We start from the raw sequence: 22,122 nt of genomic DNA, 5'->3' as shown, positions 1-22,122 counted from the left end.
AAAAAAGGCCCGGAGCAATGCCCGGGCCTTTTGCATCGGAAGCTTGCGATCAGTTGACCGTGACGGTCACCGCGCGGCGGTTGCGTGCCCATGATTCCTCGTCAGAACCCAGCGCAATCGGGCGTTCCTTGCCATAGCTGAGGACTGTGATGCGCGAGGGATCGATGCCGAGGCTGACCAGATAGTTTTTCGCCGAATTGGCGCGGCGTTCGCCCAGCGCAAGGTTGTAATCGCGGGTGCCGCGCTCGTCCGCGTGGCCTTCGATCGTGACGGTCTTGTTGGGATAGCGGCTCAGCCACTGCGCCTGGCTTTGCAGGATGCCCTGATCCGACGCATCGATGTTGTAGCGGTCCAGATCGAACAGCACCGTATCCGACATGACCGAGGCGAGGAAATCGGCCTGGCTGCCGGGGACCGGGCCGGTGGGCTGCATCGGCGGCTGTGTGGTCTGCGTGGCGGCGGTGCCGGGTTCGGGCGGCAGTTCCTTGGGCTTGGATGCGCAGGCGCCCAGCACCAGCGTGGTGGCAGCAACGCCAGCAATCAGAAGTGAACGGTTCATGGCAATCTCCTTGGGGAGGGACGGGAGAACTGACGCGCGCATCGTGCAATCTGCGCGCGGCGATTACAAGTGAACAGAATCAGGGCAAGACTGGCCCCCATGCAGGGTCAGAACCATCGACGGGCGTGTTCAGTTTCCGCTCGTTGCGCCCGGTCAGATCAACCTGCCAGATGCCGGTCTTGCCGCTGCCGCGTTCAGTGCGGAAGAACTGCACGATGCGGCCATTGGGTGACCATGTGGGCGCTTCATCCTGCCAGCTGTCGGTGAGCGAGCGCATACCCTTGCCGTAAGGATCGGTCACCGCGATCTTGAAGTTGCCTGCCATGTGCGTGAAGGCAATCTGGTCCCCGCGTGGGCTCCATTCGGGCGTGGCGGCACGGCCTCCGAAAAAGCTGATGCGCTTCTGGTTCGATCCGTCGGCATTCATCACATAGAGCTGCTGCCCGCCCGACCGATCGCTTTCGAACACGATCTTGCTGCCATCGGGCGAGTACGATCCGCCAACGTCGATGCCGGGGCTGTCAGTCAGCCGGGTGGAAGCGCCACCAGTTGCTGGCACGCGATAGATATCGGTATTGCCCGAAACGGCCATCGAATAGAGGATGTACTTTCCATCGGGCGACCACCGCGGTGCAAAGGTGGGATTGGTGCTTGAGGTGACCAGCGTCTGCTGCCCGGTGCCCACATTATAAACGTAGATGCGCGGCGCGCCGTTCAGATAGCTGAGATAGACGATCCGGCTGTAATCGGGCGAATAGCGCGGCGTCAGCGCGGTGGCCTGCCCATTGGTGATGAAGCGGTGGTTCGCGCCATCCGAATCCATGATCGCCAATTGCTTGCGGCGGCGGTCCTTTGGCCCGGTTTCGGCGATGTAGGCGATCTTGCTGTCGAAGAACGGGCTTTCCCCCGAAAGCCGTGAATAGACCATGTCCGCGCATTTGTGCGCCGCGCGTCGCCATTCCTCTGGCTTTACCACATAGCCCTGCCGCGCCAGTTCGCTGCCCAACGCCACGTCATAAAGGTAGCACCCGACGGTGAGCCGCCCATCCGGGTTGGCTTTCACAAAGCCTTGCACCAGCATTTCCGCCGAGCGCCCGCGCCATGTGTCGAACGTGGGCGCGGCAACTTGTGGGAACGCCACGGCGGGCAGTTGATCGGGTCCAAGCGGCTTGAACAGGCCATTATTCTTCAGATCGTTGAACACCACCCGCGCCACATTCTTGCCGAGCGCCTCCGTCGTGCCGCCCTCAGCGCCCGTTGCGACACTTTCGTTGGTCGGGAACGAAGGGATGGCGATGCCAAGGTCCTGCCATTCGTTTTCGTCAGAGACCGAACCGGTGAGGCCCTCGTCCACCGGGCCTGCAGCCGATGTCGGAACTTCGACCTGCTGGGCGGCAACCAGTGCCGGAACCGAAGCCATACCTGCGGCAAGAGGGAGGAAACGCAACTTCATTGGGACAACTTCCTGTCAAAGCGGAAGGCAGTGATGCGCTTCCAACCGGAATAATAGGTGTCGGGCAGATCGAACGGCGCGGCAAGCTGCACCGCGCGGATCGCTTGTTCGGCATGGCGCTTGGCCTGCGCCTCGTTCGCTGGCGTAATGCCCTGCTGATCCACAACGCGCGGACGCCCGGCAAGGGTTCCATCCGTGTTCAGATCCCACGCAAGGATTGTCACCAGCTTGTCGGCATCCACACCCTGTGGCGCGGCCCAGTGCGGCTTGATCTCACGCGAGATGGCGCTGGCGAGCGAGGAGCGCACATCAGGGCCAATTGTGGTAGCGGGCGCTGCCTTGGCCGTGCCCGGCTTGGTCGCGCCGGGAATGCCTTTGAGGAAATCATCCCCGATCCGGCTGCCGCCAGCGGGTGCATCGGGGCGACGGCGCGGGCTGGTATCGGCGGTTGCAGTCTTGGCCGGAGCAGCTTTGGCTGGGGTGGCTGCCTTTGCCGGAGCGGGCTTGGCCGGAGTCGGCTTTGGCGGAACAGGTTTGGGCTGAGGTTTAGGCGCAGGTTTGGGCGGCGCAGGCTGCGGCTTTGGAACAGGCTTCGGCGCAGGTTTGGGCGGCGTTGGCTGCGGCTTCGGCGCGGGCTGCGGCGGCGCGGGCACCGGCCTTGGTGGTTCAGGGCGGGGCGGTTCGGGCCGGGGTTGCGGCTCCACAACCGGCTCTGGCTGTGCCTCCCCCAGTTCTGGCGCAACATCGGGAGCTGCCTGCGCCATCGGATCGGGCGAGGTCGATTGTTGCGAGATTTCCTCGGAGAACGTCACTTCCATCCGCTCGGGCGGGGGCTTGATTTCCTTGCCTGGCGGAGACAGCGTGAAAGCGACAACCAGCGCGGCATGGGCTGCGGCCGCAATGACCAGCCCTGCGCCTTCCTGCTTTGTCAGGCCTCCTGCGGTGGGGTCTCGCATCAGATAAGGCCTATTGCGGCGCGGATGAACTGTTGGTGACCAGCGAGATCGATTTGAAGCCCGCTGCGTTCAACTCGCCCATCACGGCGGCAACGCGCCCCCAATCAAGCACGCGATCGGCGCGCAGGGTGACCAGCGGCGGTTTGGCTCCACGCTGCAGACCTGCAAGGCGATCCGTCAATTCACCCGGCGCGAGCTGTTCATCATCGAGGAACACCCCGCCATTGGCATCAATGCTGACGGTGATCTGGTCCTGCTGCTGGTCGAGCGGGTCAGCCTTGCTGTCAGGCAGGTCCACCGGAACGCCTGCGGCCAGCATAGGTGCGGTAACCATGAAGATGATCAGCAGCACCAGCATCACGTCCACAAACGGCGTGACGTTGATCTCGCTCATCGCGGTGCGGCCACCCCGGCCCCGCCGCCCGCGCCCGCGACTGCCGCCGCCTCCGCCCACTGACATGGCCATGCCTCAGGCCTCCAGTTCGCGGCTGAGCGAGGCGTGGAAACGGTCGGCAAAGCGATAGAGCCGGGTTTCGAAACGGTTCACGCGGTGCGAAAAGCGGTTGTAGGCGATCACGGCGGGGATGGCTGCAAACAGGCCGATGGCAGTGGCGAACAGCGCCTCGGAAATACCCGGAGCCACCACCGCGAGCGAGGAATTCTGCTGCGCGCCGATATTGAAGAAGCTGTCCATGATGCCCCACACCGTGCCGAACAGGCCGACGAACGGCGCGACCGAGCCGACCGTGGCAAGGAAGTTCAAGCGGCTGGCCAGATTGTCGGTTTCCTGTACCACCGCGCCATCAATCGCTGTGGTGAGCCGCTGGCGCGTGCCTTCGCGGTCAATTGCCTTGCCCGCGGTGGAGCGCCGCCATTCGGCAAGGGCCGCGTTGGCCACGCGCATCGAGGGCAGGTCCTTGCCTTTGTGCTCCTTCTGGAACGCATCGATATCGCGCGTTTCCCAGAATTCCCGCTCATACTTGTCGCAGGCGCGCTGGGTGCTGACCATTTTCAGCGAAAAGCCGATGATGATCGTCCAGGTCCACACGCTGGCCAGCACAAGGCCGACCATCACGGCCTGCACCACGTAATCGGCATCAAGGAACAGTTGCACCGGGTTCAGCGAGGTGGGCGCGAAGGAAACGCCATTGGCGAGCATCGGGAGAATCATGCGGCTACTGGTCCTTCAGAGGCGGTAGTGATGGTTTGAAAGGCTGCCACCCATTCGCGCGGCTGGCGGCGCGGGCGGCCATTGGGCGCAACGAACGCAACGCGCACCTTCGCCTCGCACAGAAGCGTGTCTTCCCTGAACGCACGCTGCACGATGCGGCAGGTGGCGGGCGAAAGTTCGGCCACATGGCTGCGGATCAGCACATCGTCGTCCAGCTTGGCCGGGCGGAGATAGCGCAGGTCCATGGCGCTCACGGCATAGGCCCCCTCGCCCGCTTCGTGCGCGGCGCGCTGGTCTATGCCCAGCAGGCGCAGCATTTCGGACCGGGCACGTTCGAACCAGCGCAAGTAGTTGGCATGATAGACCACGCCCGAAAGGTCCGTGTCCTCAAAATAGACACGGACCGGGTAGAGGTGCTGCGGGCCATCGAACAGGCCGGAGGGAGGCTGAGGCAAAAGCATTTGCGCGCGACTCTACCCTTGCGAAGAGTCGTAGGGCAAGGGTTGGTTAACCGCTTACCCCCGCAGTGGTGCTTTTCAGCGCAACAGCATGGGACCGAGCGGCTGCCCGGCGAAAAGATGGACGTGGAGGTGCGGCACTTCCTGATGACTGTCGGTGCCCGTGTTGGCCAGCAGGCGATAGCCGGGCGCAACAAGGCCCAGATCACGCGCCACCTTGCCCACCGCACGAACGAAGCCTGCAATTTCGGCGTCCGAGGCCTTGGCGGAGAAATCATCCCAGCACACGTAAGCGCCCTTGGGGATCACCAGAATGTGCGTGGGCGCTTGCGGGTTGATGTCATGAAAGGCTAGCGCAAAGTCGTCTTCATAGACGGTGCGGTTGGGGATTTCGCCGCGCAGGATCTTGGCGAAGATGTTCTGGTCATCATAGGGAAGCGTTGCATCAACGGCCATTTTACGCGCTCCGGCTGGCTTTTTCAGCGATACCTGATGTGCCCTCGCGGCGTTCGAGTTCGGCCAGCACTTCGGCCAGCGGCACGTCCTTGGCCGAAAGCAGCACCATCAGGTGGAAGATCAGGTCTGCGGCTTCGCCCACCAGTTCCTTATGGTCTCCGGCAAGCGCGGCGATGACGGTTTCGGTGCCCTCTTCGCCCACTTTCTGCGCGATCTTGGCGATGCCCTTGGCGTTCAATTTGGCCACATAGCTGGCCGATGGATCGCCCGCGCGGCGCTGGGCTATCGTGGCTTCGAGCCGGGCGAGGATGTCACCGTGTTCCATGCCGCACGCAATGGCGCGGATGGGGGGCGGTGGTCAAGTGGGGGGCGATTTACCCACATTAGTCATTCCCGCGCAGGCGGGAATCCAGTCCAACAAAAAAGCCGTCGCAGGGCGACGACTCTCTGGGCGCTGGATTCCCGCCTTCGCGGGAATGACGAAGACTGGAAGTTCGCTTCAGCCCCGCCGCTTGGCGATCTGGCGGCCGACGATCAGGCCGACCACGCCCAGCGCAAACAGCGCGCCATCAGTAGGTTCGGGAATGGAAATGCCGCCCGACTGCGCCGCAGCGGGCGCGGCCGTTGCAACAAATGCGAGAAGGGAAGAGACCAGACGTACCACGAGCAAGAGCGACCTTTGCGGTTGTTAACGCCGCAGCCTTGCCAGAAGCCTTGATTCGGTAAAATCCCTTATAACAGATGGTTAATGACCCATCTTGGGACTCAAGACCGCGCGGGCAGCCCCGCAGCGCGCAAGGCGGCGTGCGCCTCTGCAATTGAGTGCGTGCCGAAATGGAAGATCGAAGCCGCCAGCACCGCGCTGGCATGGCCTATAATCACGCCTTCCACCAGATGATCGAGCGAGCCGACGCCGCCGCTGGCGATGACCGGCACCGGCACGGCGTCGGCAATCGCGCGGGTCAATTCAAGGTCATAGCCCTTTTGCGTGCCATCACCATCCATCGAGGTGACGAGCAATTCGCCCGCGCCCAGTGTGGCGAGGTTCACCGCGTGGGCCAGCGCATCGATGCCGGTGGCCTTGCGCCCGCCGTGGGTGAAGATTTCCCACTTGCCCGGCGCAACCCGCCGCGCATCGACCGAGCCGACCACGCATTGCGCGCCGAATTTCTCGGCAATGTCGCGCACCAGTTCAGGCCGAGCGACGGCGGCGGAGTTAACCGCGACCTTGTCGGCCCCGGCCAGCAGAAGAGCGCGGGCATCTTCCACCGCCCTCACCCCGCCGCCGACGGTGAGCGGCATGAAGCAGACCTCTGCGGTGCGCGCCACGACATCGAGCAGCGTCCCGCGCCCTTCGTGGCTGGCAGAGATGTCGAGGAAGCACAGTTCGTCCGCGCCTGCCTTGTCATAAGCGCGGGCCTGCTCCACCGGATCACCTGCATCGCGCAGATCGACGAAGTTCACACCCTTGACCACGCGGCCATCGCGCACATCAAGGCAGGGGATGACGCGGACGCGGACGGTCATATTGTCTGGCTCCGGTAGGGCGTGGGGCTGGCATGCTTCGACAAGCTCAGCATGAGCAGAGTTTTTGCGGTGGGGTTACCCAAAACCCGCTCATCCTGAGCTTGTCGAAGGATGCCCCGCACCATTTCAGGCCTCAGCCATCGCAATGGCAGCAGCCAGATCAAGCCGACCTTCGAATAGGGCGCGGCCAGTGATGACGCCCTCGATCCCGTCAACCTCGTGAATCTTCAGCATGCGGATATCATCGATGCCCTTCACACCGCCGCTGGCGATCACCGGAATGTCCACGCGGCGCGCCAGTTCAACCGTGGCATCGAGGTTCACGCCCTTGAGCAGGCCATCGCGACCGATGTCAGTGAACAGCAGGCTGGCAACCCCCGCATCCTCGAACCGGCGGGCGAGATCGACCACTTCGACGTCGGAGACATCGGCCCAGCCTTCGGTCGCCACCATGCCATCGCGCGCATCGACTGCCACGACGATACCGCCGGGGAATTCCTTGGCCATGTCACGTACGAACTGCGGGTCTTTCAGCGCAGCGGTGCCCATGACAACGCGGCTCACGCCAAGGTCGAACCACCCCGCCACCGCGTCGCGCGTGCGGATGCCGCCGCCCAGTTGCACGTGCCCGGGAAACGCCTTCAGGATGCCTTCCACCGCCTCGCGGTTTTCGGCGCGGCCTGCGAAAGAGCCGTCGAGATCAACGACGTGGAGGAACTTACTGCCAGCTTCAGCAAACAGTGTGGCCTGATGCGCGGGGTTGTCTCCATAGACCGTCGCGCGGTCCATATCGCCTTCAGCGAGACGGACGACTTGCCCGCCCTTGAGATCAATGGCCGGGAAAACGATCATATTTTTATGGCTTCCATTCAAGAAAACGGGCGAGCAGCGCAAGGCCGTAGGCCTGGCTCTTTTCCGGGTGAAACTGCACGCCGAGGATGTTGTCGCGCGCCACGGCGGCGACAATGCCGCCGCCATGATCGCTCATCGCCGCCACGTCTGCGCCCTCTTCGACTACGAAGTGGTAGGAGTGGAGGAAGTAGGCCTCGCCCGCGTCGAGCAGTTCCGCGCCGCCTTTGTGGGGCATGGGGGCAACGTCATTCCAACCCATGTGCGGCACTTTGATGGTGGGGTCCGCCGGTTCGATCGCGCGCACTTCGCCGCCGATCCAGCCGAGGCCATCGGTCACGCCATGCTCCACGCCGCGATCAGCAAGCAGTTGCATTCCCACACAAATTCCAAGGAACGGTGCGCCGCCAACCAGCACGCGCTCCTCCATCGCCTCGACCAATCCTGAAACGCCTCTAAGCGCACCTACGCAGGCCTTGAACGCACCAACGCCGGGCAGAACGATCCGATCTGCGGCGCGAACAACACTGGGATCGGCGGTCACGACAACGCCCTGCGCACCTGCCGCCTTCAGCGCGTTTTCGACCGAGCGGATGTTGCCCGCGCCGTAATCGACCAGCGCGAGGGTCTCAGCCACCGAGGATGCCCTTGGTGGAGGGGACCGCGTCGGCCTTGCGCGGATCGATTGCGATGGCTTGGCGCATCGCGCGGGCGAAGCCCTTGTAGATGCCTTCGATGATGTGGTGGTTGTTCGAGCCGTAGAGGCTTTCGATGTGCAGCGTGATCCCGGCGGCTTGGCTGATCGAGGCGAACCAGTGTTCGAACAGTTCGGTGTCCATCTCGCCCAGGCGGGCTTGCGTGAACGCAGCCTTCCAGATCAGCACCGGGCGGCCCGAAATGTCGAGCGCGACGCGGCACAGGGCCTCGTCCATTGGCGAATAGGTGTGGCCGTAGCGGGTGATGCCCTTCTTGTCGCCCAGCGCCTGCGCAATCGCCTGACCCAGCGCGATGGCGCTGTCTTCGGTTGTGTGGTGCTGATCCACGTGCAGATCACCCTTAACGCGGCATTCCACATCGATCAGCGAGTGGCGGCTGAACTGTTCGATCATGTGATCGAGAAAGCCGATGCCGGTCTCCACCTTGTAGGTGCCGGTGCCATCGAGGTTTACCGACACGGCAATGTCGGTTTCCTCGGTCTTGCGGGTGATTGATCCGGTGCGCATGGGATGCGCCTATACGCCCCTCTTCTTGAGAATCAATGTCCGTCACCCCTTGACCCACGCGGCCTGTGCGGTCAGGTGTGGCGGCATGAGCGATGCACCTGACAGTCTGATCCCCTACGACGAAATCGTGCAGGAGGCGCTGCGCGCTGTTGTCGGCCGGGTTCTGGGGCAAGTGGCGGCAGGCGGCGGGATGCTGCCGGGCACGCACCATTTCTACATCACGTTCAAGACCGGTGCCCCCGGCGTGGACATTCCGCAGCGTTTGCGGGAACGGTTCCCCGACGAAATGACCATCGTGCTGCAGAACAAGTTCTGGGATTTGCGCGTGGAGCCAGACCTGTTCAGTGTGGGCCTTTCGTTCAACCAGATCCCGTCGACACTGGTGATTCCATTCTCTGCGATCACCGCCTTTGTCGATCCGGCAGTCGATTTCGGCCTGCAGTTCCAGGCTGTGGTGGACGATGAGGCCGAGCCGGTGGAGCCTGCCGAAAACGATTCGCCGGAACAAGCCGACAAGACTGCCGTTGAGCGTGCCGACGACGGATCGAATGTCGTCACCGTGGATTTCGGCAAGAAGAAGTAAGGGGCACCCGGCGTGCCGCCAACGTAAAGGCAAGGGCATGGCGAAGAGTGGCAAAAAAGTGATTGCGGCAGCCAAGCCAGTTTCGGCCAAAGTCGCTGGCCCCAGCCCCAACCCGATGACCAACCTGATTTTGGCCGATATCGCGCTGCGCGCCGGAAGCGTCCTGCTGCGGCGTGGCGTGGAAAAAGGGCTTATCGGCACCTCGCTGGGTGCGAAGAAGGCAGGACGGATCATCAAAGGCCGGACGATGATCCAGACGTTGGTAGGGACCGCATTGGCCCGGGTCGCCATAAGCTCCGTTCCCGGTGCAATCGTCGTTGGCGGCGGTCTGGTGGCCAAATCGCTGTATGACCGCAATCGTGCGCGCAAGGCTGAAGTGGTCGGGACTGAGGCGATCGAGGAACAGGCAGAGCGGGGAAAGAAGGATTGATCCGCTCTTGAAAGTTCGAGACTTGACCGGGCAGGAACCAATACGCCACTAGCGCGCATGGTTCACGAGTCTCACGATGACGATACCCTGCACCGTCGGGGCCTGATGTTCATTCTTTCGTCGCCTTCGGGCGCAGGGAAGACCACCATCGCGCGCAAACTGCTTGAGCAGGACGATGAAATTGCAGCGTCGGTTTCGGTCACCACGCGCCCGATGCGCGAGGGTGAAGTTGATGGCAAAGATTACTGGTTCGTCGAAAAGCCCGAGTTCGACCGCATGGTCGATGAAGGCGAGTTCTATGAATGGGCAGTCGTCTTCGGCAATTGCTATGGCACGCCCAAGGGCCGCATCCGCGACCGGTTGAAAGCGGGCGGCGACGTCCTGTTCGATATCGACTGGCAGGGCACGCAGCAGCTTTACCAAAAAGCGCAGGCCGATGTGGTGCGCGTGTTCATTCTTCCGCCCAGCCTTGAGGAACTACACCGCCGCCTGACGGGGCGTGGCACGGATAGCGCGGAAGTGATCGCCGCCCGTATGGCCCGCGCGCAAGCCGAGATCAGCCACTGGGACGGGTATGACTACGTCGTGATCAACGACGAGGTCGAGGGCTGTTTCGACAAAGTGCGCGAGATTCTGGCGGCAGAGCGGATGAAGCGCACGCGGCAAACTGGGCTGATTGATTTTGTGCGTGGGTTGATGCGAGGGTAGCTTGTATTGCGCCTAACGAGAGGTGCGTCCCCGCGAAGGCGGGGACCTCAGGCCTTTTCCACTGAACTTCCGTAACAACACCGAGGCCCCCGCCTTCGCGGGGGGGCAGAATTTTTTGGAGAATCAAAATATTCCGTTCGGGTCGAGCCCCTCGACACGAACGGGTATAGGATGCAGCGCTATTCGTGGGTCAATGCCCGCTAGGATCAATTGCGTTTTCCGGCATCCAGCCGTTGACGATGCCGCCATCGATGGGGAGCGGGGTGCCGACCACGTAATCGCCTGCGCGGCTGGCGAGGAAGATTGCGCCGCCAGCCATGTCTTCAATGGTGCCCACACGCTTTGACGGGATGCCCTTTGATGAGGCTTCGGGGTTGCGCGCAGCGGCTTTGTTCATTTCTGACGGGAACGCACCGGGGCAGATGCAACTGACCACGATGTTATCGCGGATCAGGCGCGCAGCCATGCGCTTGGTCAGGTGGACCAGCGCCGCCTTTGAGGCCTGATAGCTGTAGGTTTCCCACGGGTTGATCCGCAAGCCATCGATCGAGGCGATGTTGATGACTTTGGCGGGCTGGCCCGTGCTGGCTGCGGCCTTGAGCAAATCATGCAGCTTTTGCGTGAGGAAGAACGGGGTCTTGACGTTGAGGTCCATGACCTTGTCCCAGCCCACTTCGGGGAAGTCTTCAAACTCTGCGCCCCATGCGGCGCCTGCGTTGTTGACGAGGATATCGATCTTGTCCTCACGCGCGGCGAGATCGGCGGCGAGTTGTTCGATCCCGGCGACGTTGGAGATGTCCCCGGCGATGGCGATGCAGCGTTCGCCGAGGCGGGCGGCGGTTTCCTCAACCACCGACACCTTACGCGCAGTGATGTAAACGCGGGCGCATCCGGCGGCGATGAAGCCTTCGGCGATCATCTCGCCGATTCCGCGCGATCCGCCGGTGACGACCGCGACGCGGCCTTCGAGGCTGAAGAGTTTGCTGAAATCCATTGGTTCGTTCCCTTGCTGGCTCCGACCGTTGCGCGAGCGTCCTTCGACAGGCTCAGGACGAGCGGAGTAGGGATGGCACCCGAACCCGCTCATGCTGAGCTTGTCGAAGCATCACGCGCTTCGTCAGATCAATACCCGCTGAGCTGGGCTACGCGTTCGGCGTGGTAGTACTGGTCGCCCATGAATTCGGCCAAGGACCGGTCGCGCTTCATGTAGAGGCCGATGTCGTATTCGTCGGTCATACCCACGCCGCCGTGCATCTGCACGCCTTCGCGGACCGAGAGGTTGCACGCCTTGGCGGCCTTGGCCTTGGCGACCGAGACCATCAGGTCGGCCTTTTCCGAACCGCCATCGAGCAGTTGCTGGGCCTTGATCACGGCGGCTTCGGCAATTTCGAGTTCGGAATAGAGGTGCGCGGCGCGGTGCTGGAGCGCCTGAAATTCGCCGATCAGCTGGCCGAATTGCTTGCGCGTTTTGAGGTAGGCGGTGGTGATGTCGAACGCCCCCTGCCCTACGCCGGTCAGTTCTGCCGCAGCGCCGATGCGGCCTGCGTTGATGACCTTGTTCAGCAAGGCGCGACCGCCATCGACTTCACCGATCACGCAATCGCCATCGAGTTCGACGTTGTCGAAAGTGACGTTGCTGGACATGGCGCTATCAATCAGGCGCAGGTTTTCGTGGGAGACGCCTGCCGCATCCTTGGGCACGGCAAAGAGCGTGATGCCATCGGCGTCGGTATCGCTGCCCGAAGTGCGCGCGGCGACGATGATTGCGTCTGCCGAGGCACCGTGGACTACGAAAGCCTTGCGGCCCTGCAGACGGAAGCCGTTGCCAGCCTTCTCGGCCTTGCAGGCAATGCGTTCGGGGCGATGCTTGGGGCCTTCGTCGATGGCCAAAGCCAGCACGCTATCGCCTGCGAGTACGCCGGGAAGCCAGCGGCCGCGCAGGTCATCTGATCCGCCGGAAAGCGCAGTAACGCCCATGACCGAGGTGGTCAGGAACGGCGATGGTGTGAGGTTGCGGCCGATTTCGCGCAGCACGATCCCGGCTTCGACATGGCCCATGGCGAGGCCACCGTCAGCCTCTGCCGCCAGCATGCCAGTGAGGCCCATGTCGGCAAATTGCTTCCACAGCGCGTGGCCGAAGCCGTCCTGGCAATTGATGTCGCGGAAGTGGCGCAACTGCTGCTTGATCGCACCTTCATCGGCCATGAAGCCGGTGACGGTATCGGCCAGCATGGCCTGATCTTCGGTGTGGTACAGGGGCATCGATCAGGCTCCCGGCAGTTCGAGAATGCGTTTGGCAACGACGTTCAGCATGACTTCGCTGGTGCCGCCCTCGATCGAGTTGGCCTTGGTGCGCAGCCATGAGCGTGACGGCGTGCCGCCGCTGGTGCGCTCGCTATCCCATTCGAGCGCAGTGGCGCCGCCTGCGGCCATCAGCAATTCGTGGCGGCGCTTGTTCAATTCAGTGCCGACATACTTCATCATGTTCGGTTGCGCGGGGTGCGCCTTGCCGACCTTTGCTTCGTCGAGGAACTTTTCGCCCATGCAGGCATAGGCCAGCGCATCGACATCGAACTGGGCGAGTTCGGCGCGCAGGATCGGGTCTTCCAATCCGTTGCGCGCAACGACCGCGCCGATGGCGTTGAGCCGATCCCCGCCGCCTGCGCCCGAGATCATCTCGCGCTCATGGCCGAGCAGGTATTTTGCAACGTCCCAGCCGCGATTTAGTTCACCCACGATCTGGTGCTTGGGCACGACCACATTGTCGAAGAAGGTTTCGCAGAAGGGCGAATTGCCGCTGATCAGCTTGATCGGCTTGGTGGTGACGCCGGGTGTGGTCATGTCGAACAGCAGGAAGCTGATGCCCTGATACTTGTTCGCCTTGTCGGTGCGGACGAGGCAGAAAATCCAGTCGGCCTTGTCGGCATAGGACGTCCAGATTTTCTGGCCGTTGACGACCCAGTGATCGCCCTTGTCTTCGCCGAAGGTCTGCAGGGACACGAGGTCCGAGCCTGAGCCGGGTTCGGAATAGCCCTGGCACCAGCGGATTTCACCGCGCGCGATCTGGCCGAGGTAGTGGACCTTCTGCTCTTCGGTGCCGAACTTCAGCAGCGCGGGGCCGAGCATCCAGATGCCGAAGCTGGACAGCGGCGGGCGCGCGCCGATGCGGGCGCCTTCCTCGCGCCAGATCTTGGCCTGGGCCGGAGACATGCCTGCGCCGCCATAAGCCTGCGGCCAATCGGGCACGGTGTAGCCCTTGGCCACGCAGCGTTCGAGCCACGTCTTCTGGGCCTCGTTCTTGAACTGGAAGTTGCGGCCGCCCCAGCAGACGTCGGCTTCGTCGCGAGCAGGCTCACGCATTTCTGCGGGGCAGTTTTCTTCAAGCCAAGCGCGGATTTCTGCGCGGAAAGCATCATGGTCAGACATGGTTGTACTCCTCTCTTAATCGACAGGTTAAGGCGAGTCGCGCCTTGCTGGCAAGCGCCGAATTTCGGGGCGTTGCCTGCGCTTTGGGGCAAGCCAAGCATGCCGTAGCGTCAAGTGGTGAAGCATTGACGCGGCACCTTTCGCGCCTAAGCTGACGCAAACGTAAAACGATAATGATTTCGCTGGAGAGTGGGATGCGATTCAACGGGAAGACGGTCGTCGTGACCGGCGCGGCTTCGGGTATTGGGCGCGCAGCGGCCATCGCTTTTGCCACCGAAGGGGCGATTGTTTACGCCGCCGATATCGATGAAGTGGGGCTGGCAGAGACGGCCAGCGCTTCGAACGGCAAGGTGGTGACCGCGCGTTGCGATGTGACGCAGTGCGAGGACATCAAGGCGCTGATGGACCGGGCCGCTGCAGAGACCGGTGGCATCGACTGCGTGTTCAACAATGCCGGTGCTGGCGGGGATCGCGCCCCGATTGACGAGATCGAGCCCGAGGGCTGGGACCGGACGATGGACTTGCTGCTGCGCTCGGTCGCGTTCGGCATCCGTTATGCCGTGCCGCATATGATCGGGCGCAAAGGCGCATCGTTTGTCAACACATCGAGCGTGGCCGCTGTCGGCCCGGGCTATTCGCCCACCGCTTATGCCGTGGCCAAGGCGGGCGTGCTGCATCTGACCAAGGTGGCGGCGGCGGACCTTGCCAAGCACCAGATCCGCGTGAACGCGGTGCAGCCGGGCTTTATCAACACCAACATTTTCACCAGTTCGCTGGACATGCCCGACGAACTGGAAGTGCAGGCCAAAGGGGCCATCGCCATGATGTCGCAAAGCGCGCAGCCAGTGGCGCGCGGTGGGCAGGCCGATGACATTGCGCAGGCCGTGCTGTTTCTGGCGAGCGAGGCGGCGAGTTTCGTCACGGGCACGTCGCTGATCGTGGATGGTGGCATTACCATTGGGCCACGGCACAGCTGGGACCCCGCCATGCCCGGCCTGTTCGACGCGCTGCAACAAATGGCGGATGGCGCGAAAAACGCATGACGCCCATCGCGGGCAAGGTTCCCACCCGCCTCGCCCTGTTCAACGGGCTGGGCAGCGTGGCCTATGGCGTGAAGGACAGCGGCTTCGCCACGTTTCTGCTGCTGTTCTACAATCAAGTGCTGGGCATGGATGCGCGGCTGGTGAGCCTGGCGCTGTTGATTGCGCTGGTGTTCGACGGGCTGATCGATCCGGTGGTGGGCCATTTCAGCGACCGGACGCGTACGGCATGGGGGCGACGACTGCCCTTCCTCTACCTCGCGCCGATCCCGCTGGCTTTGGCATGGGTGTTCCTCTGGTCCCCGGTGGGCGAGCCAAACTTCTGGGTGCTGCTGGGATCGGCGATCATGGTGCGCGCGCTGGTGGCGATGTGCGAGGTGCCCTCGGCAGCGCTGATACCTGAGATTACCCGCGATTATGACGAGCGCACACGGCTGACGCGGTTCCGGTTTCTGTTTTCTTGGGGTGGTGGGCTGATCATGCTGCTGCTGGCCTATGGCGTGTTCCTGCCCAATGCCATGCTGGCACGCGAGGGATATCGCAATCTGGGCCTGTTTGGCGCAGGGCTGATGGCGGTGGGCGTGCTGGTTTCAGCCGTGGGGCAGCACCAGTGGGTCAAAGGCTGGCCACCGGAGCGCGCCACCGGCGGCAAGGGCGCGTTGGCCTCATTGGGGGACATCCGCGAGAGCTTTTCGCACCCCGCCTGCCTGATCGTGATGGGCGGGATTGCAGCGGCGCTGACGGCCCAGGGAATAACCTTTGCACTGTCGAACTACCTTTATTTATATATCTGGAAGTTCACGTCCACCGCGTTGCAGATGTTTCCGTTCCTGTTGTTTGCCAGCGTGATCGGCGCGTCGCTGCTGGTCGGCCCGGCGCAGAAGCGCTGGGGCAAAGTGGGCACGGTGGTGCGGATGGCACCGCTGGGCATGGTCTTCTGGGCCGGGCCGCTGCTGCTGCGCTGGCAGGGGCTGTGGGCTCCTGATGGGACGACCACTGCCTTCGCAGGGATGTTTGCCGGAACGCTGTTGTCCAACATGTTCACCGTCACCGGCACGATGACATTGTGGTCGATGGTGGCCGATGTGACCGAGGCTTCGGAAGAACAGACCGGGCGCAGATCGGAGGGTACGCTTTCGGCTGGGGCGTTTCTGGCCAGCAAGTGCGCAGGCGGGCTGGGCGTTTTCATTGCGGGGCTGCTGCTGAGCTTTGCCGGGCTGGAGGCCAATACCCCGCCCGATTCGGTCTTGCCCGAGGTGACCTACCGGCTAAGCCTTGCCTACGTGGCGAGCATTGCGGTGCTGGCGATCCTTACGGCATTGATTGTGCGCCGGTTTCCGATTGACCGCGCGGCGCACACGGCGCGGGTAGCCCGGTTAGACCAAGTCGCGCGGGCCGACCCCGATGCATCTGGACTGCATCCATAGCACTACTTAACCGAACGCTTAAGTTTCCGCTTGAATTCGCACGTGGCCCGTTGAACAGTGCCGGGCAACAAGGAGAGGCCTCATGGATTTCGAACCGACCGACCGCCAGAAGTACTGGCGTGACCGCGTCCGCCAGTTCATCGAAGACAACGTCCGCCCGCGCCACAAGGATTACAAGGCGGAGCAGGCCACGGGCGAACGCTGGAAGGTTCTGCAAACGGTTGAGCAGGAAAAGGCCAAGGCCAAGGCTGCCGGCATCTGGAACCTGTTCATGCCCCCGCGCAATGGCGGGCACCACCATGTTGAAGAGACGTTCGAGTTTGAAGGTCCGGGCCTTACCAACCTTGAATATGCGCTGTGTGCCGAGGAAATGGGCCGCATCGGCTGGGCCAGCGAAGTGTTCAACTGTTCAGCGCCCGATACCGGCAACATGGAAGTGTTCCACCGTTATGGCACGCTGGAGCATAAGGAGCAGTGGCTGCGACCGCTGATGAACGGCGAAATCCGATCGGCGTTTCTGATGACCGAACCGGCGGTGGCATCGTCTGATGCGACCAATATCGAAACCTCGATCCGCCGTGATGGCGATAGCTACGTGATCAATGGCCGCAAGTGGTGGTCATCGGGCGTGGGCGATCCGCGCTGCAAGATTGCCATCGTGATGGGCAAGACCGATTTCGAGGCCAAGCGCCACCAGCAGCAATCGATGGTGCTGATGCCGCTCGATGCGCCGGGCGTGGAGATCGTGCGCCACCTGCCGGTGTTCGGCTATGACGATGCGCCGCATGGCCACATGGAAGTGGTGATGAACGACGTGCGCGTGCCCGTATCGAACATTCTGCTGGGCGAAGGGCGCGGGTTCGAGATTGCGCAAGGACGCCTCGGGCCGGGCCGCATCCACCACTGCATGCGCACCATCGGCGTGGCCGAAGAAGCGCTGGCCAAGATGGCCAAGCGGCTGCAATCGCGCGTGGCCTTCGGCAAGCGCGTGTCCGAACAATCGGTGTGGGAATGGCGCATCGCGCAGGCCCGCATCGACATCGAGATGACGCGCCTGTTGTGCCTGAAAGCGGCGGACATGATGGACACCGTGGGCAACAAGGCTGCTGCGCTGGAAATCGCCATGATCAAAGTGCAGGCCCCTCAGATGGCGCTACGCATTATCGACGATGCGATACAGGCGCACGGCGGCGGTGGTGTTTCGGAGGACTTCGGGTTGGCCGAAGCTTACGCTCACCAGCGCACGCTGCGGCTGGCCGATGGGCCGGATGAAGTGCATGCGCGGTCCATCGCGCGGATTGAGTTTGCGCGTCATGCGGATATGCCGAGCGGGGATCGCGGGTTCAGTTCGGGTGATGTGGGGGTGGCTAGATAACAATCAGCACTGGCGCGCCCCCGCGAAGGCGGGGGCCTCAGGCCATTTACGCCACGGGTCAGTAACAACACCGAGGCCCCCGCCTTCGCGGGGGCGCACATTACTTTGATGGTTCATCCTGTTTCTGGAGTTGTCGCATGAAAGCTGCCGTCCTTGTCGCACCGGGTAGTCCGCTTGAGATCCATGATCTGACAGTCTCCAAGCCCGGCCCGCATGAAGTGCTGATCCGCACCGCCGCCTGCGGGCTGTGCCATTCGGACTTGCACTTCATCGATGGAGCCTATCCGCACCCCGTGCCAGCCGTGCCGGGGCATGAGGCTGCAGGCATTGTTGAAGCGGTGGGCAGCGAAGTGCGCACGGTGAAAGTGGGGGACGCGGTTGTCACCTGCCTTTCGGCGTTCTGCGGGCACTGCGAATATTGCGTGACCGGGCGCATGGCATTGTGCCTTGGAGCAGAAACGCGGCGCGGGGCGGGCCAGCCCCCGCGCCTGACGCGCAGCGATGATGGCAGTACGGTCAACCAGATGCTCAACCTTTCGGCCTTTGCCGAGCAGATGCTGGTGCATGAACACGCGTGTGTGGCGATCAATCCCGACATGCCGCTGGACCGCGCCGCCGTGATCGGCTGCGCGGTGACGACCGGCGCGGGCGCAGTGTTCAACGCGGCCAAGCTGGTGCCGGGCGAGACGATTTGCGTGGTCGGCTGCGGCGGGGTGGGCCTTGCCACGATCAACGCGGCAAAGATTGCAGGAGCTGGCCGGATCATTGCGGTCGATCCGATCGCCGAAAAGCGCGAACTGGCCATGAAACTGGGCGCGACGGATGTGATGGATGCAGGGCCGGATTCCGCCGCACAGATCGTGGAAATGACCAAGGGCGGTGTGCATCACGCCATCGAAGCCGTAGGCCGTCCGGCATCGGGCGATCTGGCCGTGGCAACACTGCGGCGTGGCGGCACGGCGACGATCCTTGGCATGATGCCGCTGGCCCACAAGGTAGGCCTTTCGGCGATGGACCTGCTTTCGGACAAGAAGCTGCAGGGCGCGGTAATGGGGCAGAACCGCTTCCCGGTGGACCTGCCGCGTCTGGTGGATTTCTACATGCGCGGGCTGCTCGATCTCGACACGATCATTGCCGAGCGCATTCCGCTTTCGGCCATCAACGATGGGTTCGAAAAGATGAAGCAGGGCCATTCCGCCCGTTCGGTGATCGTGTTCGACCAATGAGCGAGGCTCCGATGGATGCCCAAACGGCCTTCACCGGGACGGTAACGCCCGAGGGAGCGGACAAGCTGGACGAAGCGGCGCTGACCCGCTGGTTCGAGGAACATGTCGAGGGTTTTGCGGGGCCGCTGACGGTTTCGAAGTTCAAGGGCGGGCAATCGAACCCGACCTACAAGATCGAAAGCCCGTCCGGCCCTTATGTGCTGCGGCGCAAGCCTTTCGGCAAGTTGCTGCCCTCTGCCCATGCAGTGGACCGGGAATACAAGGTGCAAGCGGGGCTGCATGGCGCCGGCTTTCCGGTGGCGCGGCAATATGGGCTGTGCACCGACGAGAGCGTGATCGGATCGTGGTTCTATGTGATGGGCTGCGTCGATGGGCGCACGATCTGGGACGGGGCGATGCCGGGCGCGACGCCCGAGTTCCGCCGCGCCACGTACGACGCGATGGTCGATACGCTGGCGGCGTTGCATGCGGTGGATGTCGAGGCGGCGGGGCTTGGCGATTATGGTAAGCCGGGCAACTATTTCGGGCGGCAGGTGGACCGCTGGACCAAGCAGTACCACCTGTCCGAGACCGAAACGATGCCCGAGATGGAGCGGCTGATCGAATGGCTGCCCGCCACCTTGCCCGAACAGACCCGCACCAGCGTGGTCCACGGCGATTACCGCATCGACAACATGATCTTCCATCCCGCCGAGGCGCGCGTGGTGGCGGTGCTCGATTGGGAGCTTTCGACACTGGGCGATCCGCTGGCGGACTTCACCTATTTCTGCACAGCGTGGGTGCAGGACAATGCGGGGCGTTCAGGCGTGCAGGATGTTGATCGCAAGGCATTGGGCATTCCCGAACTGGACGAGGTTGTAGCCCGCTATTGCGCGCAGACCGGGCGCGAGGGGCTGCCGAACCTTGATTGGTATATCGGCTACAACTTCTTCCGCCTTGCCGCGATCATTCAGGGGATCAAGAAGCGGGTGATTGATGGCACGGCATCGAGCGCCCATGCCAAGGCGATGTCGGAACGGGTGAAGCCGCTGGCCGAACTGGCGATGTGCTTTGCGGTGAAGGCTGGGGCCTGATACGGGCAGCCCGATGGAACGGCGGCTGAAAGTCTATTTCGATGGCGGCTGCCGCCCCAATCCGGGCCGGATCGAGGTGGCCGCTGTGCTGCGCGGTGTGGCGCACGTGCGCGATGATCTGGGTGACGGCACAAACGGTGATGCTGAGTGGCTGGCGCTGATTCATGCACTGGAATGCGCGCTGGCAAGCGGCGCGGTGGCGTTCGATCTAATCGGGGACAGCGTATCGGTGATCGATCAGGCTAATGGGCGCATGAAGGCGCGGTCGGGGGCGGATCGGGCGCATCTGGCGCGGTTTCAGGCTTTGGCTGCGAGCCGTGCGCCTGTGCGCGTGCGCTGGATCAAGCGGGCGCAGAACCTTGCCGGGATTGCGCTGAACGCGCGGCATCCGAGGTAACGCCCCCTCCGCCCCGCAACTCCGCTCAACCTGAGCCTGTCGAAGGGTGGATGAATGCACGCGCTGCGCCTGCGTCCTTCGACAGGCTCAGGGCGAGCGGGATTGGGGAGACTTGGTGTTCAACCTCTGATTTCGTCATTCCCGCGCAGGCGGGAATCCAGCGCGCAAGCGTGGGAACTGGATTCCCACCTTCGCGGGAATGACGAAGTTTCAGGTCAAATCAAGCCGCTTCGGCCTTCGCCTCCGCCCGCTCTGCATTCAATGCTTCGGCCAGCAGGAACGCCAGTTCGATGGACTGGGCTGCGTTTAGGCGTGGGTCGCAGTGGGTGTGGTAGCGGTCGGCGAGGCCCTCTTGCGTGATCGCGATGGCGCCGCCGGTGCATTCGGTCACGTCCTGCCCGGTCATCTCGATGTGGATGCCGCCCGCGTGGGTGCCTTCGGCGCGGTGGACGGCGAAGAAGCCCTTCACTTCGGTCAGGATGCGGTCAAACGGGCGCGTCTTGTAGCCGTTGTCGGCCTTGATCACGTTGCCGTGCATCGGATCGCAAGACCACACCACCGGGTGCCCTTCGCGCTTTACCGCGCGGACAAGCGGGGCAAGGCCGGCTTCGACCTTGTCATGCCCGAAGCGGCTGATCAGCGTGATGCGGCCTGCCTCGCGCGCGGGGTTCAGCGTATCGAGCATCTTAAGCAGCGCGTCCGGCGTCAGCGACGGGCCGCACTTCATGCCGATGGGATTGTGCACCCCGCGCAAGTATTCGACATGCGCCGACCCTTCAAAGCGCGTACGGTCACCGATCCACAGCATGTGCGCGCTGGTATCGTACCAGTCACCAGTCAGCGAATCCTGCCGCGTCATCGCCTCTTCATAGGGCAGCAGCAGAGCTTCATGGCTGGTGTAGAAGCTGGTGCCCTGAAGCTGCGGCACGGTACGGGGATCGACGCCGCAGGCTTCCATGAAGTCCAGCGATTCGCCGATCTTGTCCGCCATTTCGGCAAACTTCGTGGCCCACGGGCTCTTGCCGATGTGATCGAGCGTCCACTGGTGAACCTGCCGCAGATTGGCATAGCCGCCGGTCGAGAAGGCGCGCAGCAGGTTCAGCGTGGCCGCTGCCTGGCTGTAGGCGCGCAGCATGCGGTCAGGATCGGGGATGCGCGATTCCGGGGTAAAATCGATGCCGTTGATGTTGTCGCCAAGATAGCTTGGCAATTCAACGCCGCCGATGGTTTCGACCGGCGAGGAGCGCGGCTTGGCGAACTGGCCAGCCATCCGGCCGACCTTCACCACCGGTTGCTTGCTGGCAAAGGTGAGGACCACAGCCATCTGCAGCAGCACGCGGAACGTGTCGCGAATGTTGTTGGGGTGGAATTCGGCAAAGCTTTCAGCGCAATCGCCGCCCTGCAGCAGGAAACCCTTGCCAGCAGCCACTTGCGCCAGATCGGCCTTCAGCGCGCGCGCTTCGCCCGCAAAGACCAGCGGCGGAAAGCTCGTCAGGGTCTGCTCGACCTCGTTCAGCTTTTGCGCGTTGGGATAGGTCGGCAGATGCCGCCCTTCATATCCGCGCCATGATCCCGCAGTCCAGTTCTGTGCCACTTGTGCTTCCTTTCAAGGGGCAGGCCTTTACGCCGCCAAACCGCGAATTGCAAAGGCAGCGTTACGTTCAGGGTGATCGAGCAAATTGCTCAGGTCTTACGGGGTTTCCCTTAAGCGGCCTGACTGAAACTTTTGGTGGATCGGCGGTTAACCCCGATCATCCACCATAAGGCCGCCCGCATTCAACCCAT

At 63.0% G+C, this 22,122-nt stretch carries 26 protein-coding genes; 9 read left to right on the top strand and 17 right to left on the bottom strand.

Annotated elements, in window-relative coordinates; genetic code table 11:
* Positions 1 to 49: 49 nt before the first annotated feature.
* The 13 genes from pal to hisB all read right to left on the bottom strand — a co-directional run bounded on the left by pal (position 50) and on the right by hisB (position 8,652).
* Complete coding sequence (gene pal / locus AC2A1F_RS01935; RefSeq protein WP_484207091.1) at positions 50 to 559, bottom strand: peptidoglycan-associated lipoprotein Pal; 510 nt, start codon at positions 557 to 559, stop codon at positions 50 to 52.
* 79 nt (positions 560 to 638) lie between these two features.
* Positions 639 to 2,012 (bottom strand): Tol-Pal system beta propeller repeat protein TolB, encoded by a 1,374-nt coding sequence (gene tolB, locus AC2A1F_RS01930; RefSeq protein ID WP_484207090.1) that lies wholly within the window; start codon positions 2,010 to 2,012, stop codon positions 639 to 641.
* The gene (locus AC2A1F_RS01925) at positions 2,009 to 2,968 is read right to left on the bottom strand and encodes a hypothetical protein (protein WP_484207089.1); all 960 of its coding nucleotides are present in this window, start codon (positions 2,966 to 2,968) and stop codon (positions 2,009 to 2,011) included. Before AC2A1F_RS01925 ends, tolB begins: the two co-directional genes overlap by 4 nt.
* Before the next feature lie 10 nt (positions 2,969 to 2,978).
* Positions 2,979 to 3,434, bottom strand: coding sequence for an ExbD/TolR family protein (locus AC2A1F_RS01920; RefSeq protein WP_484207088.1), 456 nt, complete (start codon positions 3,432 to 3,434; stop codon positions 2,979 to 2,981).
* 3 nt (positions 3,435 to 3,437) lie between these two features.
* Positions 3,438 to 4,139: a protein TolQ gene (gene tolQ, locus AC2A1F_RS01915; RefSeq protein WP_484207087.1), complete on the bottom strand. Its 702-nt coding sequence runs from the start codon at positions 4,137 to 4,139 to the stop codon at positions 3,438 to 3,440.
* Entirely contained in the window at positions 4,136 to 4,600 is a 465-nt protein-coding gene (locus tag AC2A1F_RS01910) for a YbgC/FadM family acyl-CoA thioesterase (protein WP_484207086.1), read from the bottom strand. The genes tolQ and AC2A1F_RS01910 overlap by 4 nt, the downstream gene beginning before the upstream one ends.
* A 75-nt stretch (positions 4,601 to 4,675) precedes the next feature.
* A complete protein-coding gene (locus AC2A1F_RS01905; RefSeq protein WP_292629812.1) occupies positions 4,676 to 5,053 on the bottom strand; it encodes a histidine triad nucleotide-binding protein in 378 nt (125 codons plus the stop codon).
* Position 5,054: 1 nt separating this feature from the next.
* On the bottom strand, positions 5,055 to 5,378 hold the full coding sequence (locus AC2A1F_RS01900) for a phosphoribosyl-ATP diphosphatase (RefSeq protein WP_484207085.1): 324 nt from the start codon (positions 5,376 to 5,378) through the stop codon (positions 5,055 to 5,057).
* A gap of 174 nt (positions 5,379 to 5,552) precedes the next feature.
* Positions 5,553 to 5,717, bottom strand: a complete 165-nt coding sequence (locus AC2A1F_RS01895) for a hypothetical protein (protein WP_298174872.1) — start codon at positions 5,715 to 5,717, stop codon at positions 5,553 to 5,555.
* Between the two features lie 101 nt (positions 5,718 to 5,818).
* Entirely contained in the window at positions 5,819 to 6,580 is a 762-nt protein-coding gene (gene hisF / locus AC2A1F_RS01890; RefSeq protein ID WP_484207084.1) for an imidazole glycerol phosphate synthase subunit HisF, read from the bottom strand.
* A gap of 126 nt (positions 6,581 to 6,706) precedes the next feature.
* Entirely contained in the window at positions 6,707 to 7,432 is a 726-nt protein-coding gene (hisA, locus tag AC2A1F_RS01885) for a 1-(5-phosphoribosyl)-5-[(5-phosphoribosylamino)methylideneamino]imidazole-4-carboxamide isomerase (RefSeq protein ID WP_484207083.1), read from the bottom strand.
* A gap of 4 nt (positions 7,433 to 7,436) precedes the next feature.
* Positions 7,437 to 8,066 carry an imidazole glycerol phosphate synthase subunit HisH gene (gene hisH, locus AC2A1F_RS01880; protein ID WP_484207082.1) on the bottom strand — a complete coding sequence of 210 codons (630 nt, stop codon included), beginning with the start codon at positions 8,064 to 8,066 and terminating at the stop codon, positions 7,437 to 7,439.
* Positions 8,059 to 8,652, bottom strand: a complete 594-nt coding sequence (hisB, locus tag AC2A1F_RS01875) for an imidazoleglycerol-phosphate dehydratase HisB (RefSeq protein ID WP_484207081.1) — start codon at positions 8,650 to 8,652, stop codon at positions 8,059 to 8,061. The genes hisH and hisB overlap by 8 nt, the downstream gene beginning before the upstream one ends.
* A gap of 85 nt (positions 8,653 to 8,737) precedes the next feature.
* Between hisB and AC2A1F_RS01870 the strand changes: the two genes are divergently transcribed.
* The 3 genes from AC2A1F_RS01870 to gmk are packed head-to-tail and all read left to right on the top strand — an operon-like array spanning position 8,738 to position 10,373.
* The gene (locus tag AC2A1F_RS01870; protein ID WP_484207080.1) at positions 8,738 to 9,235 is read left to right on the top strand and encodes an SspB family protein; all 498 of its coding nucleotides are present in this window, start codon (positions 8,738 to 8,740) and stop codon (positions 9,233 to 9,235) included.
* 37 nt (positions 9,236 to 9,272) lie between these two features.
* On the top strand, positions 9,273 to 9,665 hold the full coding sequence (locus AC2A1F_RS01865) for a hypothetical protein (protein ID WP_484207079.1): 393 nt from the start codon (positions 9,273 to 9,275) through the stop codon (positions 9,663 to 9,665).
* A 57-nt stretch (positions 9,666 to 9,722) separates the two neighbouring features.
* A complete protein-coding gene (gmk, locus tag AC2A1F_RS01860; protein WP_484207078.1) occupies positions 9,723 to 10,373 on the top strand; it encodes a guanylate kinase in 651 nt (216 codons plus the stop codon).
* A 190-nt stretch (positions 10,374 to 10,563) separates the two neighbouring features.
* Here the strand turns inward: gmk and AC2A1F_RS01855 are convergent, their stop codons facing one another.
* The 3 genes from AC2A1F_RS01855 to AC2A1F_RS01845 all read right to left on the bottom strand — a co-directional run bounded on the left by AC2A1F_RS01855 (position 10,564) and on the right by AC2A1F_RS01845 (position 13,799).
* Entirely contained in the window at positions 10,564 to 11,367 is an 804-nt protein-coding gene (locus AC2A1F_RS01855; RefSeq protein ID WP_484207077.1) for an SDR family oxidoreductase, read from the bottom strand.
* Positions 11,368 to 11,495: 128 nt separating this feature from the next.
* Complete coding sequence (locus AC2A1F_RS01850; RefSeq protein ID WP_484207076.1) at positions 11,496 to 12,635, bottom strand: acyl-CoA dehydrogenase family protein; 1,140 nt, start codon at positions 12,633 to 12,635, stop codon at positions 11,496 to 11,498.
* Between the two features lie 3 nt (positions 12,636 to 12,638).
* Positions 12,639 to 13,799, bottom strand: coding sequence for an acyl-CoA dehydrogenase family protein (locus AC2A1F_RS01845; RefSeq protein ID WP_484207075.1), 1,161 nt, complete (start codon positions 13,797 to 13,799; stop codon positions 12,639 to 12,641).
* A gap of 194 nt (positions 13,800 to 13,993) precedes the next feature.
* Here AC2A1F_RS01845 and AC2A1F_RS01840 point away from each other — a divergent pair, with 194 nt between their 5' ends.
* The 6 genes from AC2A1F_RS01840 (at position 13,994) to AC2A1F_RS01815 (ending at position 20,337) form a co-directional block, all read left to right on the top strand.
* Positions 13,994 to 14,842 (top strand): SDR family NAD(P)-dependent oxidoreductase, encoded by an 849-nt coding sequence (locus tag AC2A1F_RS01840; RefSeq protein ID WP_484207074.1) that lies wholly within the window; start codon positions 13,994 to 13,996, stop codon positions 14,840 to 14,842.
* On the top strand, positions 14,839 to 16,266 hold the full coding sequence (locus AC2A1F_RS01835; protein WP_484207073.1) for an MFS transporter: 1,428 nt from the start codon (positions 14,839 to 14,841) through the stop codon (positions 16,264 to 16,266). The genes AC2A1F_RS01840 and AC2A1F_RS01835 overlap by 4 nt, the downstream gene beginning before the upstream one ends.
* A gap of 82 nt (positions 16,267 to 16,348) precedes the next feature.
* Positions 16,349 to 17,641, top strand: a complete 1,293-nt coding sequence (locus AC2A1F_RS01830) for an acyl-CoA dehydrogenase family protein (RefSeq protein WP_484207072.1) — start codon at positions 16,349 to 16,351, stop codon at positions 17,639 to 17,641.
* Positions 17,642 to 17,778: 137 nt separating this feature from the next.
* Positions 17,779 to 18,867, top strand: coding sequence for a Zn-dependent alcohol dehydrogenase (locus AC2A1F_RS01825; protein WP_484207071.1), 1,089 nt, complete (start codon positions 17,779 to 17,781; stop codon positions 18,865 to 18,867).
* Complete coding sequence (locus AC2A1F_RS01820) at positions 18,864 to 19,940, top strand: phosphotransferase family protein (protein WP_484207070.1); 1,077 nt, start codon at positions 18,864 to 18,866, stop codon at positions 19,938 to 19,940. The genes AC2A1F_RS01825 and AC2A1F_RS01820 overlap by 4 nt, the downstream gene beginning before the upstream one ends.
* 13 nt (positions 19,941 to 19,953) lie before the next feature.
* Entirely contained in the window at positions 19,954 to 20,337 is a 384-nt protein-coding gene (locus AC2A1F_RS01815; protein WP_484207069.1) for a reverse transcriptase-like protein, read from the top strand.
* A 220-nt stretch (positions 20,338 to 20,557) separates the two neighbouring features.
* Here the strand turns inward: AC2A1F_RS01815 and AC2A1F_RS01810 are convergent, their stop codons facing one another.
* Positions 20,558 to 21,931, bottom strand: a complete 1,374-nt coding sequence (locus tag AC2A1F_RS01810) for a class II 3-deoxy-7-phosphoheptulonate synthase (RefSeq protein ID WP_484207068.1) — start codon at positions 21,929 to 21,931, stop codon at positions 20,558 to 20,560.
* Positions 21,932 to 22,122: the final 191 nt, after the last annotated feature.

The sequence above is a fragment of the Novosphingobium sp. HNCC26BN242 genome (assembly GCF_057180525.1).
This window is presented reverse-complemented; position numbering and strand designations above follow the sequence as displayed.

What these genes read in the sequence shown, in the direction of transcription:
- AC2A1F_RS01840 (WP_484207074.1), top strand. Translation starts at nt 13,994, where the DNA reads ATGCGATTCAACGGGAAGACGGTCGTCGTGACCGGCGCGGCTTCGGGT.
- AC2A1F_RS01850 (WP_484207076.1), bottom strand. Translation starts at nt 12,635, where the DNA reads ATGCCCCTGTACCACACCGAAGATCAGGCCATGCTGGCCGATACCGTC.
- tolB (WP_484207090.1), bottom strand. Translation starts at nt 2,012, where the DNA reads ATGAAGTTGCGTTTCCTCCCTCTTGCCGCAGGTATGGCTTCGGTTCCG.
- AC2A1F_RS01855 (WP_484207077.1), bottom strand. Translation starts at nt 11,367, where the DNA reads ATGGATTTCAGCAAACTCTTCAGCCTCGAAGGCCGCGTCGCGGTCGTC.
- gmk (WP_484207078.1), top strand. Translation starts at nt 9,723, where the DNA reads ATGGTTCACGAGTCTCACGATGACGATACCCTGCACCGTCGGGGCCTG.
- AC2A1F_RS01845 (WP_484207075.1), bottom strand. Translation starts at nt 13,799, where the DNA reads ATGTCTGACCATGATGCTTTCCGCGCAGAAATCCGCGCTTGGCTTGAA.
- AC2A1F_RS01865 (WP_484207079.1), top strand. Translation starts at nt 9,273, where the DNA reads ATGGCGAAGAGTGGCAAAAAAGTGATTGCGGCAGCCAAGCCAGTTTCG.
- pal (WP_484207091.1), bottom strand. Translation starts at nt 559, where the DNA reads ATGAACCGTTCACTTCTGATTGCTGGCGTTGCTGCCACCACGCTGGTG.
- AC2A1F_RS01870 (WP_484207080.1), top strand. Translation starts at nt 8,738, where the DNA reads ATGAGCGATGCACCTGACAGTCTGATCCCCTACGACGAAATCGTGCAG.
- AC2A1F_RS01825 (WP_484207071.1), top strand. Translation starts at nt 17,779, where the DNA reads ATGAAAGCTGCCGTCCTTGTCGCACCGGGTAGTCCGCTTGAGATCCAT.
- AC2A1F_RS01905 (WP_292629812.1), bottom strand. Translation starts at nt 5,053, where the DNA reads ATGGCCGTTGATGCAACGCTTCCCTATGATGACCAGAACATCTTCGCC.
- hisA (WP_484207083.1), bottom strand. Translation starts at nt 7,432, where the DNA reads ATGATCGTTTTCCCGGCCATTGATCTCAAGGGCGGGCAAGTCGTCCGT.
- AC2A1F_RS01820 (WP_484207070.1), top strand. Translation starts at nt 18,864, where the DNA reads ATGAGCGAGGCTCCGATGGATGCCCAAACGGCCTTCACCGGGACGGTA.
- AC2A1F_RS01910 (WP_484207086.1), bottom strand. Translation starts at nt 4,600, where the DNA reads ATGCTTTTGCCTCAGCCTCCCTCCGGCCTGTTCGATGGCCCGCAGCAC.
- AC2A1F_RS01920 (WP_484207088.1), bottom strand. Translation starts at nt 3,434, where the DNA reads ATGGCCATGTCAGTGGGCGGAGGCGGCGGCAGTCGCGGGCGCGGGCGG.
- hisB (WP_484207081.1), bottom strand. Translation starts at nt 8,652, where the DNA reads ATGCGCACCGGATCAATCACCCGCAAGACCGAGGAAACCGACATTGCC.
- AC2A1F_RS01815 (WP_484207069.1), top strand. Translation starts at nt 19,954, where the DNA reads ATGGAACGGCGGCTGAAAGTCTATTTCGATGGCGGCTGCCGCCCCAAT.
- AC2A1F_RS01900 (WP_484207085.1), bottom strand. Translation starts at nt 5,378, where the DNA reads ATGGAACACGGTGACATCCTCGCCCGGCTCGAAGCCACGATAGCCCAG.
- AC2A1F_RS01830 (WP_484207072.1), top strand. Translation starts at nt 16,349, where the DNA reads ATGGATTTCGAACCGACCGACCGCCAGAAGTACTGGCGTGACCGCGTC.
- tolQ (WP_484207087.1), bottom strand. Translation starts at nt 4,139, where the DNA reads ATGATTCTCCCGATGCTCGCCAATGGCGTTTCCTTCGCGCCCACCTCG.
- hisF (WP_484207084.1), bottom strand. Translation starts at nt 6,580, where the DNA reads ATGACCGTCCGCGTCCGCGTCATCCCCTGCCTTGATGTGCGCGATGGC.
- AC2A1F_RS01925 (WP_484207089.1), bottom strand. Translation starts at nt 2,968, where the DNA reads ATGCGAGACCCCACCGCAGGAGGCCTGACAAAGCAGGAAGGCGCAGGG.
- AC2A1F_RS01835 (WP_484207073.1), top strand. Translation starts at nt 14,839, where the DNA reads ATGACGCCCATCGCGGGCAAGGTTCCCACCCGCCTCGCCCTGTTCAAC.